The organism is Sphingobacterium sp. BS-2 (assembly GCF_046161205.1).
GTDB lineage: Bacteria > Bacteroidota > Bacteroidia > Sphingobacteriales > Sphingobacteriaceae > Sphingobacterium > Sphingobacterium mizutaii.
On the sequence record NZ_JBIXGO010000011.1, the window covers coordinates 1 to 15,986 of the forward strand.

Consider the following 15,986-nt stretch of genomic DNA (forward strand, 5'->3'; position numbering starts at 1 on the left):
GTAGGTAAGAGTCTGGAAACCTCAGGGTTAATGCTATCGCTATTAATAATACTTAAAACTTAGCATTCTAAATTGCACCAAAAACAAAGAAGAATTGATGACTAATCCTCAAGATAAGTCATGAACATACGAGACGAACTAGTTAACCTCAATTCTTCAGGTTTTCTGATATATAAATTTAATATAAATCTCTTTTACAAATCTAATAGCGGAGTCGAACCACATCCTGGTTCAAATACCAACGGGCGAATTCAATTCGCCCCTACCAAACGTGATATCTAATCCGAAAAATAATTATTATGATCTTGTCCCATCCTTCCATCCTTGGTTGGTGAGCGGAGTCGAACCACAAAAAAAAGCCCTATCCAACTGGATAGGGCTTCTAATGTCTAATGTCTTTTGTCTACTGTCTAAAAAGATCTTACTCTTTTTCAACTTGCATATAGTTCAGCTCTAGAGGAGTTTTACGACCGAATACTTTTACCATTACGGTTAATTTCTTCTTATCTTCATGTACCTCTTCGATTTCTCCTGTAAATCCGTTGAAAGGACCGTCGTTTACTTTTACGGTCTCACCAACGTAGTACGGAACGCTGATTGATTCACCTTGCTCAGCCATTTCGTCAACCTTACCTAAAATACGGTTAACTTCAGCTGGACGTAGAGGGATTGCATTACCTGCTTTATCACCTAAGAATCCGATTACACTATTTACGTTTTTGATTGCGTGTTCGATCTCACCGTCCAATGCGGCTTCGATCAAAACATACCCAGGGTAGTAGTTACGTTCTTTGGCAACTTTCTTGCCATCGCGCATTTGGTAGTATTTCTCCATAGGGATCAATACTTGGGTAACCAAATGTTGTATGCCCAAGCGGTTGATTTCAGCTTCAAGGTATTGTTTTACCTTCTTCTCTTTTCCGCTAACAGCACGCACAACGTACCACTTTAAACTTTGATCTGCCATAATACTGTTGGATTAGAAAATTAAGACGCTGTATTGTACAGCAATTCCATTACATTACTTGATGCTTTATCCATTATGAAAATCACCAAGGCAATAATAACAGATGCAATAAGTACAATAACCGCATGACTTTGTAATTGCGCCCAAGTAGGCCAAGTCACTTTCTCAGTAACCTCTGTATAAGAGTCCTTAATAAAATCAAGTACTTTTGCCATTTTTTAAGTTTCTATTTTTATTAGCACGGGCACTAGGATTCGAACCCAGATCGAAGGTTTTGGAGACCTCTATTCTACCATTGAACTATGCCCGTGTAGATTTTTTTGATGTTGCAAATATAGGCTTTAGACCCCATTGCAGCAAATATTATTTCAATTTATTTGCGATTTCCGCAAGATTTCTTTCTGGTCAAACTATTCTTTTTTAGCTACCGAACTCCCCTACTTCGCTAAGTATTTGAGGCTCAATAAAAACGAATAATTCAGAAAAAATAAGCTAATTAGCCGGAGCCAATTAGCTTATCTTTTATTTAGATAATCCTTTGGGATTATTTAATGATTTCAGTTACCTGACCAGCACCTACTGTTCTACCACCTTCACGGATAGCGAAACGTAGACCTTTTTCCATAGCGATAGCGTTGATCAACTTAACAGTGATTGTTACGTTATCACCTGGCATAACCATCTCAGTACCTTCTTCTAGAGTGATCTCTCCAGTTACGTCAGTTGTACGGAAATAGAATTGAGGACGGTATTTGTTGAAGAAAGGAGTGTGACGACCACCTTCTGCTTTCGACAATACGTAAACCTCAGCTTTGAAGTCTGTGTGTGGAGTTACTGAACCTGGTTTACAGATAACCATACCACGACGGATATCAGTTTTCTCAATACCACGTAACAATAAACCTACGTTATCACCAGCCTCACCGTAATCTAAGATCTTACGGAACATCTCAACACCTGTTACTGTAGATTTCAAGTTCTCAGCACCCATACCTAAGATCTCAACTGGATCACCAGAGTTGATTACACCTCTTTCGATACGACCAGTTGCAACTGTACCACGACCTGTGATCGAGAATACGTCTTCGATAGGCATCAAGAAAGGAAGATCTGTCAAACGTGGAGGGATTGGAATGTAGTTATCTACAGCATCCATCAATTCCATGATTGAATCAACCCATTGAGTCTCTCCGTTCAAAGCACCTAATGCAGAACCTTTGATTACTGGAACATCGTCTCCTGGGAATTCGTAGAATGATAATAATTCACGAACTTCCATCTCAACTAAGTCTAATAACTCAGCGTCATCAACTAAGTCAACTTTGTTCAAGAAAACTACTAACGCAGGAACACCTACCTGACGAGCTAATAGGATGTGCTCGCGAGTTTGAGGCATAGGACCATCTGTAGCAGCAACTACGATGATAGCTCCATCCATCTGTGCAGCACCAGTTACCATGTTCTTAACGTAATCGGCGTGACCTGGACAGTCAACGTGTGCATAGTGACGGTTAGCTGTTTGGTATTCTACGTGTGAAGTGTTAATTGTGATACCACGCTCTTTCTCTTCAGGAGCAGAGTCAATTGAATCAAATGAACGAGCCTCTGAAAAACCTTTATCAGCTAAAACTTTAGTGATAGCAGCTGTTGTAGTTGTTTTACCGTGGTCAACGTGACCGATAGTACCAATGTTTAAGTGCGGTTTACTACGGTCAAATTTCTCTTTTGCCATGTTTATGCGAATTAGTAATTATAAAATATTTCTTTTAATTAATCTTACAAAGTTACAAAACTTATGTATTCGAGCCAAAGATGGGATTTGAACCCACGACCTCTTCCTTACCAAGGAAGTGCTCTACCCCTGAGCTACTTCGGCTTTCAAAAAGCTTATTTACAGATATAAGCCTCTACCCTTTCAAAAATAAATTGTTAAGAAGACAGAGACTTAGATTTGTTTTATAAATTGAGCGGAAGACGAGGTTCGAACTCGCGACCTATAGCTTGGAAGGCTATCGCTCTACCAACTGAGCTACTTCCGCTTTTCAGTTTTACACTCAGGAATTCTGGCCGTTAACAACCAGAAGAATGAAAACTTTTTGGTGGAGGGAGAAGGATTCGAACCTTCGAAGCCGAAGCAACGGATTTACAGTCCGTCCCATTTGACCGCTCTGGAACCCCTCCAGACCTACAACTTGCGTTGTTTTTGAGCCTCCTATCGGAATCGAACCAATGACCTACTGATTACAAGTCAGTTGCTCTACCAGCTGAGCTAAGGAGGCGTGCTTTATTTAATAAAACTTTCTGTTTTAAAGAACGGCTATCTTTGGATAGCGAGTGCAAAAATCTAATATTTATCTGATATTCGCAAGTTTTATTTTTAATTTTTTTTCTACTTAAAGAACAATCCCTTTTCGGTACTCATTTTCCCGATTTGATGTTGCAAAGATAGCTACTCCATGAACATATCAAAAATATTTGGTCATTTTTTTTGCTCCTGAAAACCATATCATTGATATGCAAGTAAATAATTTTCATATTCCATTTCAAAGGATACCCTATATTTGCACAAATAACTCGGATTGCTTTGAAAAAATATTCGCTATTAATATCGCTATTTATCGGCCTTTGTATCTCCCCTAAGCTTGGAAACGCCCAAGAAAAACCTGGAATCATCCAAAAATTGATGCAAAAATTCGTCTCCTCCAAGAAAGATTCTTCCCGATCCGGAAGCTTCGTCGTCCTGCCTGCCATCGGTTATGCACAGGAAACTGGATTCGAATACGGCATCGCAAGTACCTATAATTTCTATATCGACAAAGAAAACCTAGATAGCAGAACCTCAAACGTCACCCTAATCGGTACCTTGACCACCAAAAAACAAAAGAATATAAAACTGACCTCTGACATCTGGACTAAGAACAATGACTACCATATATTAACTGAAATGCGCTTCAGAGATTGGCCTTTCAATTTCTATGGCCTCGGAAATGATACCTGGAAAGCAGATGAAGATTATCTGGACCAAAAACTCTACCGCATCAAACTGGATGGGGAAAAGAGATTCGCCCCTAATTTTTATGCCGGTGTCAATTTAAATTACGAGAACTTCGAATTCAAGGATATGGAAGCCGGTGGTGTTTTTGAATCTCCAGAAGTGTATGGTAAAGATGGTGGCCAATACCTAGCCCTTGGTGTTTCTGCCCTATATGACACCCGTAATAACACCACATACTCTACCAACGGATTTTATAGCCGGGTAAAATATAGCTTTGCCCCTAACTTCTTTGGAAAGGATAATTTCACGGGAAACCAAATCGAACTGGATGTTCGTGGCTTTTATCCGATCAATAAAAAACTCACCATCGCCGCCCAAGGTCTGTACCGTGGCACTTACGGTAAAAACGTACCATTCTATGTCATGCGTGAACTGGGTGGGGATATGACCATGCGTGGATATTATCTGGGCCGATACAAGGACAAAAATTACCTTACTGCGCAAGCAGAACTGCGATACCGTTTCATCCCTCGTATAGGCGTCAATGCATTCCTAGGTACGGGTAGCACCTTTTCAAAACAACATGATATGCGCCTGATTCCGTCCTACGGTGCTGGATTACGCTATTTCTTCAGCCTTGAACACAATAGCAGCATCCGTTTAGACTATGCTTATGGCGAACAGAGACCGGGAGAGAAAAGACAGTCTGGCTTTTACTTAAGTATCAGTGAGGCTTTTTAATGAGAGAAAATAAAAAGAGGGGTTAAACTTATTTTATCAGTGCCCTAAAGATATCTCAGCAGGAAATCTTGTTTTCTTTGCCCATCCCTTTTCATTAGGATACCAAAATGGAACAAATTGATAGATACGGTCACTCGCTGGTCGGCAATCAGTTTTTTCCATTGCCTCTTTTGTTTATAGGGCTCATGGAAAACAATGATTTTCCCAGCATCTATCAATGGCAAGATAACTTCAGAATCCTCCTTCCCATTTACCAAATAAGATTGCGCATCTGGATTCTGTAGATCATCAATCAACATATTGACCTCCCAAAAACTCAGGATCTTTTTTAACAATGGAAAATAATTTGGTTTGAAACCTTCAGGAAATTCAACAAAATTTGGGCATTTATAGCTAGGGTTATAGATCACCTTTTCCGTCAAGGCATACACAAAGGGGGAATGCGTACCATGCCTGCTGTTGGAAACCAAAAAATGATAGATATAGTCGAAGTAATACCGCATTGCGGCACAAAAATACAAATTGCTTTAGAATTGCAAGGTAAAGGTACTGCCTTCTCCTTCCACACTGTCCACAGAGATATTGCCGCCATGCATTAACATGATCTGCTTGCTAAGGGTCAGACCAACACCGGTACCTGTCTTTTTGGTCGTAAAGAATGGCGTAAAGATCTGTTCTTGGATTTCTGGAGACATCCCGGCCCCATTGTCCTGGATCTTCAATTGGATATGGTCCTTGGTCTCGATGGCTGACAAACTGATATAGGGCTCCTCTTCCTCCTTTACCGCTTCGATTGCATTCAATAATAAGTTGATGATGACCTGTTCCAGCAGATTGACATCCGCTCTCAATATCATCCGGGTATTCTTGATGATGATATCGACATCTATATTTTTTTGGATCAAGGTAGGCTCCAATAATTGATAAATGTTTTCAAAAAGTTGAACGACCAGTATCTCGGAAAACTGAGGCTGATCAACCTTATTGATCAATCGATAGCTCTTAGCAAACTGCAACAGTCCCTCACTTCTGCGCTTGATGGTAAAAATACCCAACTTTAAATCTTCAATATCCTGTTCGCCTTCCCAATGTTCTAAACGATCATGTAAGGTTTCTGCCAAGGAGCTGATCGGACCAATGGAGTTCATGATTTCATGGGTCAGTACCCGCAATAATTTATGCCATGCCCTAGTTTCTGTTTCGTCAATGGCCTCGTTGATATTTTGATAGACAATGATGCGAAATGAACCATCTTGGGTCTCGAAGCCTGAGCTTTGCATCAATAGCTTAATCTTGCCTTTACTGGAATGGGCAGTTTCCATTTGATGCTTGCCCACCTGCAACTGCATGGTCTTGATATAAAGTTCAGGATGTCGTTTTTGCATACCTGAAATATTGCCCAGATGCGGAACTTGAAAAAGCTCCTTAAAGGCTTCGTTTAGCCAAATAACCTTCCCTGATTCAGCATGGTAAAATATGATGGCGGTATCCAACATATTGATGACCTTATTCAGGTACTGGTGTTGCAATGCCTGATCGATACTGATATTCTTATAGACCTCGTTGATCTGATTGAAAGCAGTATATAACTGCCCTTCAACAGATTTTTCCCTTTTCACCACAAACCTTCTCGTGAAATCACGATACTTCACCGCTTCGGAAAATTCTACCATCTGTTTCAAAAGAAATCGATGCTTTGAGAACATCCTATAGGAAAGGATCAGCAAAAAGAAAAAACCTAGACCGGCATAAAGATAAAAACCCTTAAATATCAAAAATGCTATACCTACGGCCAAAGCCATAAGGAACAGCATCTTAAAAAAATCTGCTATAGCCAGTTTGGTCATTATTAAAGGTTATATTTTTCTAATCGACGATATAATGCCGCACGAGTAAGGCCCAATTCCTTGGCTGCCTTGCTGATATTACCGTTGTAGCGTTCAATGGCAGATTTGATGGCCTTACGCTCCATCTCTTCCAGATTATGGGATGAAAAATCGTCCACTATAGGTTTATCGGGCAACTGTTGTTCTATGGGTGAGAACAAAATGTCTTCAGCACGGATACTCTGCTGATCAGACATGATCACAGCCCGTTCTATACTGTATTGTAATTCGCGAACATTCCCAGGGAAATGATAGCCTTTTAATTTATTTATAGCATCCGCTTCCAATCCGCCAATGTTCTTATGGTATTTTTCATTATAGAATTTCAGAAAATGCTCCGCGAGAAGTGGGATATCACCTACCCGTTCCCTCAATGCAGGAACTTGGATTTCCAAGGTATTGATCCTATAGACTAAATCCTTCCTAAACCGACTCTCGTCAGCCAAAACTTTTAAGGGCACATTGGTAGCCGAGATCAAACGGATATCCACCGGAATAGCTTGACTGGAACCTAGAGGAACCACGGCCCTATTTTGGAGTACACTGAGTAATTTTGCCTGCTGCTGCAAACTGATGTTTCCAATTTCATCCAAAAACAAAGTTCCCGAATCGGCATGTTCAAAGCGACCTTTACGATCCTCCCGAGCATCGGTAAAGGCACCTTTCTTATAGCCAAAAAGTTCAGATTCAAATAAGGTTTCTGTCAGGGAACCCACATCCACCTTGACAAAAGCTTTCTTAGACCGTAAGGAACGCTGATGGATGGCATTAGCGATCAAATCCTTACCCGTACCATTCTCCCCTAAGATCAGGATATTAGCCTCAGTAGGCGAAACCTTATCCAATTTATATTGCAATTCTTCCATAATGGGAGAATTCCCAATAATTCCATGATGTTCACGGGGACTGACGATCTGCTTCTCCTTTTGATTAGGTTTATTTTCTTCGTAAATACTGTTTAGGGTATTGAGCAACTGTTCATTTTGCCAAGGCTTAACGATGAAGTCAGAAGCACCTTGCTTCAGCGATTTGACAGCTAGGTCTACAGCTCCATAGGCAGTGATCATGACCACATTCACCTTTGGAAAATGCGTCTTGATCTTGGACAACCAAAACAAGCCTTCATTACCTGTATTGATGGCACTTTTGTAGTTCATATCCAGCATAACAATATCAACTGGATTCTTTTCCAGGATATTCATTAACCTCTCCGGATTATGTTCTACCAGTACTTCTTTGACGTTTGGTCTTAATAATATTCGTGTGGCGGTTAATAAATCTTGATCATCATCAACAACAAGAATGGTCGCTTTTTTCATTTAAAGCTAAGTTAATTATAAATTCAATGAACCTGCATAATAATCATTCACATATTTTTGCATCAACCATTCATATTGCCTAATGATCAATTGACTACGGGTGGCATCTAATTTATTCTTAGCCGTTAAATAAATGACAGAATTGCTGTTGCCGGCCTCGAAATGCACGGTTGCAATCCGAAAGGACTCTGCATAACTGATTTCTTGGTCCCGTAGATTCAGTACATTCTTTTGGGTAATGTTCAGATCGAAAACCGCTTGTGCCGTCCTCATCCTTAGATCATTACGCATAATATCCCTACTAAAATTCGCATCATCTAAGGATACTTGGGCCAAACGAACCTGGGTTCTGTTCTTGAACTGATTAAAGATCGGAATGGACAGCGTCAATCCCACCCCTTTACTCAGGTTATTCTTGATCTGATTGAATATCGCCCCGCCTTCTTTGCTATAGTTGGAGCTCATTCCACCGCTTAATGAAACACTAGGCCAATAATTAGATTTGGCCAGCTTTATGCCTTCCTCCATTTCTTTGATTCTCCAATCCAAGGCCTTATATTGAGGCAGGATATCCAAGGATTGCTGAAATAATTCCTCAGAACTCTTCGCTTGGATTTCGGTAGGGATATCGATTGCTTCTAATGACCCTACATTATTGACGTCCACATTCATCAAACCAGCCAGTTCTACCCGGGCATTGTTCAAGGTTTGTTTAGTTAATTCCACGGTGTTCAGGTCACTGCTGTATTGTCCTTTGATATCATATAGATCACCCGGATTGGTAGCCCCTTCCCTATTCAAGACCTCATGTCTATTTAGTTGCTCTTTAGTTACTGCCAATTGTCCCTCCGTCTGGATCAACATATCTTGTGCGGTCAAGACCTTGACATAAGCTTCTATAACGTCCAGTTTCAGTTCATTGACAAAGCCTTCATACTCCAGTTTGCCAGCATCAAGCGCATTGGACCGCATTCGGATATTATGGATAATATAGAAACCATTGAAGATGGGAACATTTAAGCTCAGGGATTGGCGCCCTGAGCTATTGTTCTGATCTATATATTGATTGGTAGTCGGATCGATGGACCTACCTTGAGAAATGTCATGACCGATATTGGCATTCAATGATGGCAAACGGTCATACTTGGCTTGTTTGTACTGAAGATCTGCACGATCGATTACCAGTTCATTTCTTTTTAAAGTAGGATTATTCTGTATCGCTTGCTGAATGCAATCGGCCAAGGACAGAGAACCACTCTGCCCTTTTGCCGTGCTAACTAAACAACAAACAATTATGATTACGTATATGTAATTTCTTTTCATCTAAAATCTTATTTCCCACTGCATTCCATAGGCTGTGCCAAATAATTAAAACATTGTTTATCAACATATTAATAATTAAAGAAAGCATTAGCTGTTCGAAGCCGAACATGAAAGTGTTCGCTTATGAACACTGAAAGCGATTAACAGCGGTGATTTTTTGAAGACTAGCCATGCATCCCTCAAATTTTTCATAAAGGATCTTGCCTGACTGGATGAATAATTGACCAAATTCGAGACACATTCGGAATTTTCGCAAAATGCACTGCATGAAGTTCAATTTTTTCTCGAAGCTGCCTCGAACAAGGGTCGAATGAAAGCAATTAATTGAAGAATAATCTGCAGTACAAAACTAAGCCCCGACATTTTTAAGCTTTTTAATTAAGTGCTTGAAATCCCAAATCTGTCCTAGCATTTATTAGCCTACTTTTTTTATTGTTCAGCATCGCACAATTACTGTTCGCTTTCGAACAGTCACATCTAGCATATTTTATTTAAAACATTGATTTTCATCATTTTAAAACTTTGGCACAACCTTGTATATGCATATTGCAAATTTGAACATAGAATTACATGGACAGACCAATTGAACAAAAGAAGTGGAATAGCAAAAGGATCCTAACTGTAGCTGGAATTGCAGGTATTGTTGCGCTGATCGGTGCGAGTTATTACTATACCAGTGGAAACAGCAAGTTGAATGTTGATGCAGAGCGTATTTCCATCTTTGAAGTTAAAGAAGATACATTTCAAGAATTCATTCCTATAAATGGCACCGTTCTTCCTATCAGCAGTATCTATCTAGATGCTTCAGTTGGAGGCCGTGTCGAAGAAAAGTATGTTGAAGATGGGGCACACCTGCATAAAGGAGATCCCATTATGCGTCTTTCCAATACAGATATGGAATTGAGTTTAGTTCAGAACGAAACTCAGGTCTTGAACCTTTTGACACAAGCTCAAATTGCACAGACCAATGCGCAACAGGCTTCCATTTCCAACAAAAACCAAATGGCAGATGTAGAACAGGCCTACAAGGAATCAAAACGTATATATGAATTGAACAAAAAACTTTTGGAAGAGAAAGCGATCGGTTCTCAGGAATATCAGAAATCGCTGAACGAATATAACTACCAAAAGGAAAGGGTTGAATTGACCAAGCAGATCTTGAAACAGGATGAAATTTCCAACAACCAAAAATTGAGTCAAGACCGCAAGACATATCAAAGTACCCAACAGGCATTGGATCTGATGCGCAAGAAAGTTGGGGATTTGATCCTTCGTGCTCCAGTTGACGGACAATTGACATCATTTGATGCGGAAGTTGGACAAAATAAGAACCCAGGAGAACGACTAGGCCAGATCGATGTATTGACCGGATTCAAGGTACGTGCGGAAATTGATGAACACTATATCAACCGTATCTTCCCTGACCTAAAAGGACAATTTAGCATTGGCAACAAAACCTATGAGCTAAGGATCAAAAAGGTGTACACCCAAGTCAAAGACGGAAGATTCCAAGTGGATATGGAATTTGTCGGTGAAAGACCAGAAGGCATCCGTCGTGGTCAAACCTTAACTATCCGCTTAGCCTTAAGTGATGAAACTAAGGCAATACTATTAGCCAAAGGAGGTTTTTACCAACAGACTGCTGGAAACTGGATTTTCAAACTGGATAAAGATGGAAAAACAGCTTACCGCACAGATTTACAATTAGGAAGGCAGAATCCTGAATATTATGAGGTGTTAAATGGATTGAAACCTGGTGATAAAGTGGTGGTTTCGAGTTATGAAACTTATGATAAAATACAGGAATTAAACATAAAGCAATAAGTGTTTGCCTATTAGCCGTCGTCAGTGAACCGCTAATTCGAGGCGACGGTTATTGAAAAGAAAACCAAATGAATAAATAAAACAATAAAGGCATGTCGAAGCGCTGTGATGGCTAGGAAAGCCTCACAGTAATTCGGCATAAAGACAAAACAACCAACAAATAGATTATGATCAAAAACTTCATAAAATCCGCCTTTAGAAACCTCTGGAAAACCAAGGGATATAGCTTCTTGAATATTTTTGGTTTAGCGTTGGGGATAACCGTAACAGCATTGATTTTCCTTTGGGTTCAAGACGAGCTTTCCTACAATGATTATTTCAGCAATAAAAAGGACATCTATGTAGCTAAGTCAAAGCAGACTTATGATGGAAATATCAATGTATTTGGCGCTACACCAGGTCCATTTGCCAAAGCCCTAAAAAAAGATATCCCAGGGATTCTCAATTCAGGCAGGATTGATTGGGGAAATACTAAACTATTTACAGTTGGGGACAAGAAAATCTATCAATCTGGAAATTATGTGGATCCAGAAATCCTCAGTATCCTCAATCCGGAATTCTTGGCAGGAAACGCAAAAACAGCCTTAGATAACCCAAGCAGTATAGTTTTGAGTGAATCCACTGCCAAACGCTTCTTCAATGATGATAACCCTGTTGGAAAGACCATAAAGTTCGACAACAATCAAGTTTATACCGTGTCAGCTGTTACTAAGGATTTTCCAAAAAATACGAATTTTCGATATGATTGGCTCCTGAATTTCAAAATCCTGGAAGCCAATAAAGATTTTGGATATGATTTCTGGGGAAATAACAGTATCCAAACCATTGTACAATTAGAGCCAAATGCAGATTTAAATGCAGTAAATGCGAAGGTTAAGAATTACATTGCCGAGATCAACAATGATAAAGAAGCCAATTCGGAGAATTTCCTTTACCCGATGGAAAGATGGCGCATGTACGATCGTTTTGAACAAGGCATTGAAAAGGATGGAAGAATAAAAAATGTTCGATTATTTACTTCTATCGCTTGGTTGGTCTTATTAATTGCCTGTATCAATTTCATGAACCTGTCGACTGCAAGGTCTGAGAAAAGAGCAAAAGAAGTTAGCATGCGTAAGATTGTTGGTGCCAAGAAAGGCTCCTTGATCATGCAATTCTTGGGAGAATCCATTGTTTTCGCATTTGTCGCCGGCATTTTGGCTATCGGAATGGTCAAATTAGGTCTACCGACATTTAATACCATGGTCAACAAAGAGCTTGCGATTGATTTTGGCAATTGGCAGCAAATTGGATTTATTAGCGCCATTATTTTAGTGGTTGGAATTATATCCGGAAGTTATCCAGCCTTTTTCCTTTCTTCTTTTGATCCATTGACCACATTGAAGGGTGGCAAGAGAAAAGCCGGAAGCAGCAATCTTATCCGAAAAGGATTAGTCATCACCCAATTTACAGCAGCCATTATCTTAATGATATGCACCTCTGTTATATACCTTCAGATCCAGTTTGCCAAGAACCGGGATTTAGGTTTTGACCGTAGCCAGGTTATTATGACGAATATTTTAGGAGATATGTCCAAACACATCCCTGTAATCAAACAGGAATTGAAAGCCACCGGCAATGTGGAGACAGTAGGATTGAGCCGTGGCAGTGTTTTACAAGTTGGTTCCAATACCTCCTCATTCGAATGGGATGGTAAAGATCCAAAGTCTTCGATCTTGATTGGCTTTTCCTTTGTGGATGAGGATTTCGTAGATGCCTTGAGCATGAAAATCATGGATGGGAGGACGTTCAGACCTAACCTATTAGGCGATAGCAGTTCGGTATTAATCAATGAAAGCATGGCGAAACTGATTCAACCCGATGGCAGGGTGGCTGGGAAGTTGATCAAGTTTCAAGGGGAAGCATTAACTGTGGCAGGCGTTGTAAAAAATTATGTCTACAACAGTATTTATGATGAAGCAGAGCCTTTGGTATTGGCACCTTTAGCTTTAGGACAAGCCTATGGCGTAGAAGCAGGGATATTAAACATCAAAACGAAACCGGGGGTGGACTTTCCAAAGGTATTGAAAGAGATTGAGGGAATCGTGAAGAAGTATAACCCCGATTTCCCATTCAATTATACCTTTTTGGATGATGATTTTAACAACTATTTTTCTTCAGAAATGATGCTGCAAAAGTTGGCAAGCCTATTCTCTATTTTGGCCATCATTATTTCCTGTCTAGGATTATTGGGATTAGCTGCATTTTCGGCAGAACAAAGAGCTCGTGAAGTCAGTATCCGTAAGGTATTGGGTGCATCCGTAGGTCGCTTGGTGAGAATGTTGAATACTGAATTTATTATTTTAGTTGGGATTTCATGTTTAATAGCCCATCCCATCGCTTGGTGGTTTATGCAAGATTGGCTAAAGGGATACAATTACCACATGGATATGCCTTGGATTATCTTCCTGATGGTTGCAGGTCTAGCCTTAGTCATTGCCCTATTTACCATCAGTACGCAAGCTTTGCGAGCAGCAACGAGCAACCCTACGAAAACATTGAGGAACGAATAACATTAACCTATTATAAAACTGAAATTTATTTATTTTAAACAAAGAAACACATGATAAAAATAACCAATCTTCAAAAATTCTACCGTACCGAGGAGGTAGAGACCGTTGCCTTGAACAATGTGAATATCCATGTTAAGGAAGGTGAATTTGTTGCAGTAATGGGACCTTCGGGATGTGGAAAGTCTACCCTTTTGAACATTATCGGTCTTTTGGATGATTTGGATGAAGGTAGTTATCTTTTCAATAATATTGAGGTTGCTCATTTCAAGGAAAACAAACGCTCGGATTTGCGTAAGCACAATATTGGATTTGTATTCCAAAGTTTCAACCTGATCGATGAGTTGACCGTATTTGAAAACGTGGAACTTCCTTTGGTCTACACCAATGTCCCTCCCGCAGAACGTAAGAAACGCGTGGAAGAGGTACTGGAGAAAGTTCAGATTATGCACCGCCGTAATCACTTCCCACAACAGCTTTCCGGTGGTCAGCAACAACGTGTTGCCGTTGCCCGCGCAGTAGTCAATAATCCCAAACTGATCCTTGCCGATGAGCCTACAGGTAACTTGGACTCCAGCAATGGTAATGAAGTTATGCAGCTGTTGACCGAACTCAATGAAAGCGGCACAACAATCGTTATGGTTACCCACTCAGAGCATGATGCAAAGTTTTCGGATCGCGTGATCCGAATGCTGGATGGTCAAGTAATATTGGAGACTACGACGGCATTGTAGGGTAGTATTTAGTAGAAAGTATTTGGTAAAGAGTATTTAGTAGTAAGTATTTAGTATTTAGACTTTGTTAAACTTTTGATATAATTGCCGGCCTAAAAGGCCGGCTTTTTTGTGTGAGGTTTGGGGGGGTGAACCAGGATTAATGGGATTGGAGGATAGACCAAGATTATTAGCGGATTGCCTATCAACCATATATTAATCAAGATTGGTGGGGGGCGTATCGAATACGCCCGCCGTTGATCTGTCCATGGATACTACCCCAATTTAGGGTGTTATTCATTGAAAATAATTAAAATAGGGGGGCTTTCAAGCGATATTAGACCAAGATTATTGGCGGATTACCTATTTTCAACCATATATTAATCAAGGTTGGTAGGCGTATCGAATACGCCCGCCGTTGATCTGTCCATGGATACTACCGCAATTTAGGGTGTTATTCTTCGAAAAAATTTAAAATAGATTCTTCATTTTACTCTGAATCCCTCTCTAGAAACTTCCAATTCTGAACGATTAGTGAAGAATCTGTACGGTTCTCTAACACAATTGCCTGTCATCCATAATCTTCGATTATGGAACTGTAAGCCAATGCGTTCTTTTCTGCTTACAAAATAGGATTTTTGCATAGTCGCGAGTTGTGGAAATTTAATTCATGAGAATATGAAAACCAAGGAAATTCTATAATCTGAAAATAATGTTATTTTAGGTTTGTATGGGACGGGCGTATTCAATACGCCCCTACAGTATGGGGGACTTTCAAGCGATATTTGACCATAATCTTGGTCCTTCCTCCCATCCTTTTAATCCTGGTTCAAACCATTGTCCCAAGATCTTTCCTTCGTATCAATGACAGGTTGAACCTTACATGATTTTCTTCGTTACTTTTTTTCTCACGTAAAAGTAACGAAGAGAATAATTGAAAAACATTTCATGCCCACTGAAGTTTGGGATGTGGAAATTTTATTCATGTGAATATGAAAACCATGGAATTTCATAAATCTGAAAATGATGTTAATTTAGGTTTGTATGGGGACTTTCAAGCGATAATATACTAACCCCATCCCGGCTCAAGGTCTAAATACTAAATACTCTCTACTAAATACTCTTTAACCCCGTCCATTACCGAACAAACAACCGTCCGATAACGGACAACTACAATACCTGAATAAATAACAATCAATTGATAATGAATTATTTACATTTTTGGCAAATGAATTGGATATTGATTTATGGATTGAAAAATTTATGGTTTCATCACCTTATCACTAATCAAAGGCCATGCAAAATCAATATTTAAATAAAACCTTTACGCTTCTGAAGAAGGTTAAAGGATTAAAGGGAAAAAACTCAGTTTGGGGCATCTGTTGCCTATCAAGCTTGATGGTTTTGTTGATGTTAAATCTGCAGTATGGATTTAATAAAAACATCCCCGCTGATGGGATTTGGTATGCTGCTGAGACGAAAGAGTTTTCAATTAAGAAGCAAGTTGTTGCTGGAATCGAACGTTCGGAAATGGAACTGAGCAGATTATGCAAAAAGGAAACCATTATTAGAATAAAACCACTTGCAAGTGGAAATAGGGTAATAGTTGTCTTGCGTAAGGCTTCAAACCTTCCGCAGTTCATTAAACAAATCAATTACCTGATCTGAT

At 39.7% G+C, this 15,986-nt stretch carries 12 protein-coding genes and 5 tRNA genes; 5 read left to right on the forward strand and 12 right to left on the reverse strand.

What is annotated here, in order from left to right; genetic code table 11:
- Positions 1 to 421 precede the first annotated feature (421 nt).
- The 8 genes from nusG to ACK2WI_RS04550 all read right to left on the reverse strand — a co-directional run bounded on the left by nusG (position 422) and on the right by ACK2WI_RS04550 (position 3,246).
- Positions 422 to 967: a transcription termination/antitermination protein NusG gene (gene nusG / locus ACK2WI_RS04515; protein ID WP_093098554.1), complete on the reverse strand. Its 546-nt coding sequence runs from the start codon at positions 965 to 967 to the stop codon at positions 422 to 424.
- Between the two features lie 20 nt (positions 968 to 987).
- On the reverse strand, positions 988 to 1,182 hold the full coding sequence (secE, locus tag ACK2WI_RS04520) for a preprotein translocase subunit SecE (protein WP_093098552.1): 195 nt from the start codon (positions 1,180 to 1,182) through the stop codon (positions 988 to 990).
- 24 nt (positions 1,183 to 1,206) lie between these two features.
- Positions 1,207 to 1,277, reverse strand: a tRNA-Trp gene (locus tag ACK2WI_RS04525).
- 234 nt (positions 1,278 to 1,511) lie between these two features.
- Positions 1,512 to 2,699 (reverse strand): elongation factor Tu, encoded by a 1,188-nt coding sequence (gene tuf / locus ACK2WI_RS04530; RefSeq protein ID WP_093098550.1) that lies wholly within the window; start codon positions 2,697 to 2,699, stop codon positions 1,512 to 1,514.
- A gap of 72 nt (positions 2,700 to 2,771) precedes the next feature.
- Positions 2,772 to 2,843: transfer RNA gene (locus ACK2WI_RS04535), tRNA-Thr, on the reverse strand.
- 90 nt (positions 2,844 to 2,933) lie between these two features.
- Positions 2,934 to 3,006, reverse strand: a tRNA-Gly gene (locus ACK2WI_RS04540).
- A 58-nt stretch (positions 3,007 to 3,064) separates the two neighbouring features.
- Positions 3,065 to 3,148, reverse strand: a tRNA-Tyr gene (locus ACK2WI_RS04545).
- A 25-nt stretch (positions 3,149 to 3,173) separates the two neighbouring features.
- Positions 3,174 to 3,246: transfer RNA gene (locus ACK2WI_RS04550), tRNA-Thr, on the reverse strand.
- A gap of 404 nt (positions 3,247 to 3,650) precedes the next feature.
- On the opposite strand from ACK2WI_RS04550, the gene ACK2WI_RS04555 reads away from it, so the two are divergent.
- Positions 3,651 to 4,703 carry a BamA/TamA family outer membrane protein gene (locus ACK2WI_RS04555; protein ID WP_313367956.1) on the forward strand — a complete coding sequence of 351 codons (1,053 nt, stop codon included), beginning with the start codon at positions 3,651 to 3,653 and terminating at the stop codon, positions 4,701 to 4,703.
- Positions 4,704 to 4,747: 44 nt separating this feature from the next.
- Here the strand turns inward: ACK2WI_RS04555 and ACK2WI_RS04560 are convergent, their stop codons facing one another.
- The 4 genes from ACK2WI_RS04560 to ACK2WI_RS04575 are packed head-to-tail and all read right to left on the reverse strand — an operon-like array spanning position 4,748 to position 9,231.
- The gene (locus ACK2WI_RS04560; RefSeq protein ID WP_409149933.1) at positions 4,748 to 5,206 is read right to left on the reverse strand and encodes a hypothetical protein; all 459 of its coding nucleotides are present in this window, start codon (positions 5,204 to 5,206) and stop codon (positions 4,748 to 4,750) included.
- Between the two features lie 24 nt (positions 5,207 to 5,230).
- On the reverse strand, positions 5,231 to 6,550 hold the full coding sequence (locus tag ACK2WI_RS04565; RefSeq protein ID WP_093098547.1) for a PAS domain-containing sensor histidine kinase: 1,320 nt from the start codon (positions 6,548 to 6,550) through the stop codon (positions 5,231 to 5,233).
- Positions 6,551 to 6,552: 2 nt separating this feature from the next.
- Complete coding sequence (locus ACK2WI_RS04570; protein WP_312698143.1) at positions 6,553 to 7,908, reverse strand: sigma-54 dependent transcriptional regulator; 1,356 nt, start codon at positions 7,906 to 7,908, stop codon at positions 6,553 to 6,555.
- A 15-nt stretch (positions 7,909 to 7,923) separates the two neighbouring features.
- Positions 7,924 to 9,231 (reverse strand): TolC family protein, encoded by a 1,308-nt coding sequence (locus tag ACK2WI_RS04575; RefSeq protein ID WP_093098544.1) that lies wholly within the window; start codon positions 9,229 to 9,231, stop codon positions 7,924 to 7,926.
- Between the two features lie 570 nt (positions 9,232 to 9,801).
- On the opposite strand from ACK2WI_RS04575, the gene ACK2WI_RS04580 reads away from it, so the two are divergent.
- The 4 genes from ACK2WI_RS04580 to ACK2WI_RS04595 all read left to right on the forward strand — a co-directional run bounded on the left by ACK2WI_RS04580 (position 9,802) and on the right by ACK2WI_RS04595 (position 15,985).
- Positions 9,802 to 11,055 carry an efflux RND transporter periplasmic adaptor subunit gene (locus ACK2WI_RS04580; protein ID WP_093098543.1) on the forward strand — a complete coding sequence of 418 codons (1,254 nt, stop codon included), beginning with the start codon at positions 9,802 to 9,804 and terminating at the stop codon, positions 11,053 to 11,055.
- 167 nt (positions 11,056 to 11,222) lie between these two features.
- On the forward strand, positions 11,223 to 13,607 hold the full coding sequence (locus tag ACK2WI_RS04585; RefSeq protein ID WP_409149934.1) for an ABC transporter permease: 2,385 nt from the start codon (positions 11,223 to 11,225) through the stop codon (positions 13,605 to 13,607).
- Positions 13,608 to 13,657: 50 nt separating this feature from the next.
- Positions 13,658 to 14,338, forward strand: coding sequence for an ABC transporter ATP-binding protein (locus ACK2WI_RS04590; protein WP_093098540.1), 681 nt, complete (start codon positions 13,658 to 13,660; stop codon positions 14,336 to 14,338).
- 1,275 nt (positions 14,339 to 15,613) lie between these two features.
- Positions 15,614 to 15,985, forward strand: a complete 372-nt coding sequence (locus ACK2WI_RS04595) for a hypothetical protein (protein ID WP_409149935.1) — start codon at positions 15,614 to 15,616, stop codon at positions 15,983 to 15,985.
- The last annotated feature ends 1 nt before the right edge of the window (position 15,986 follow it).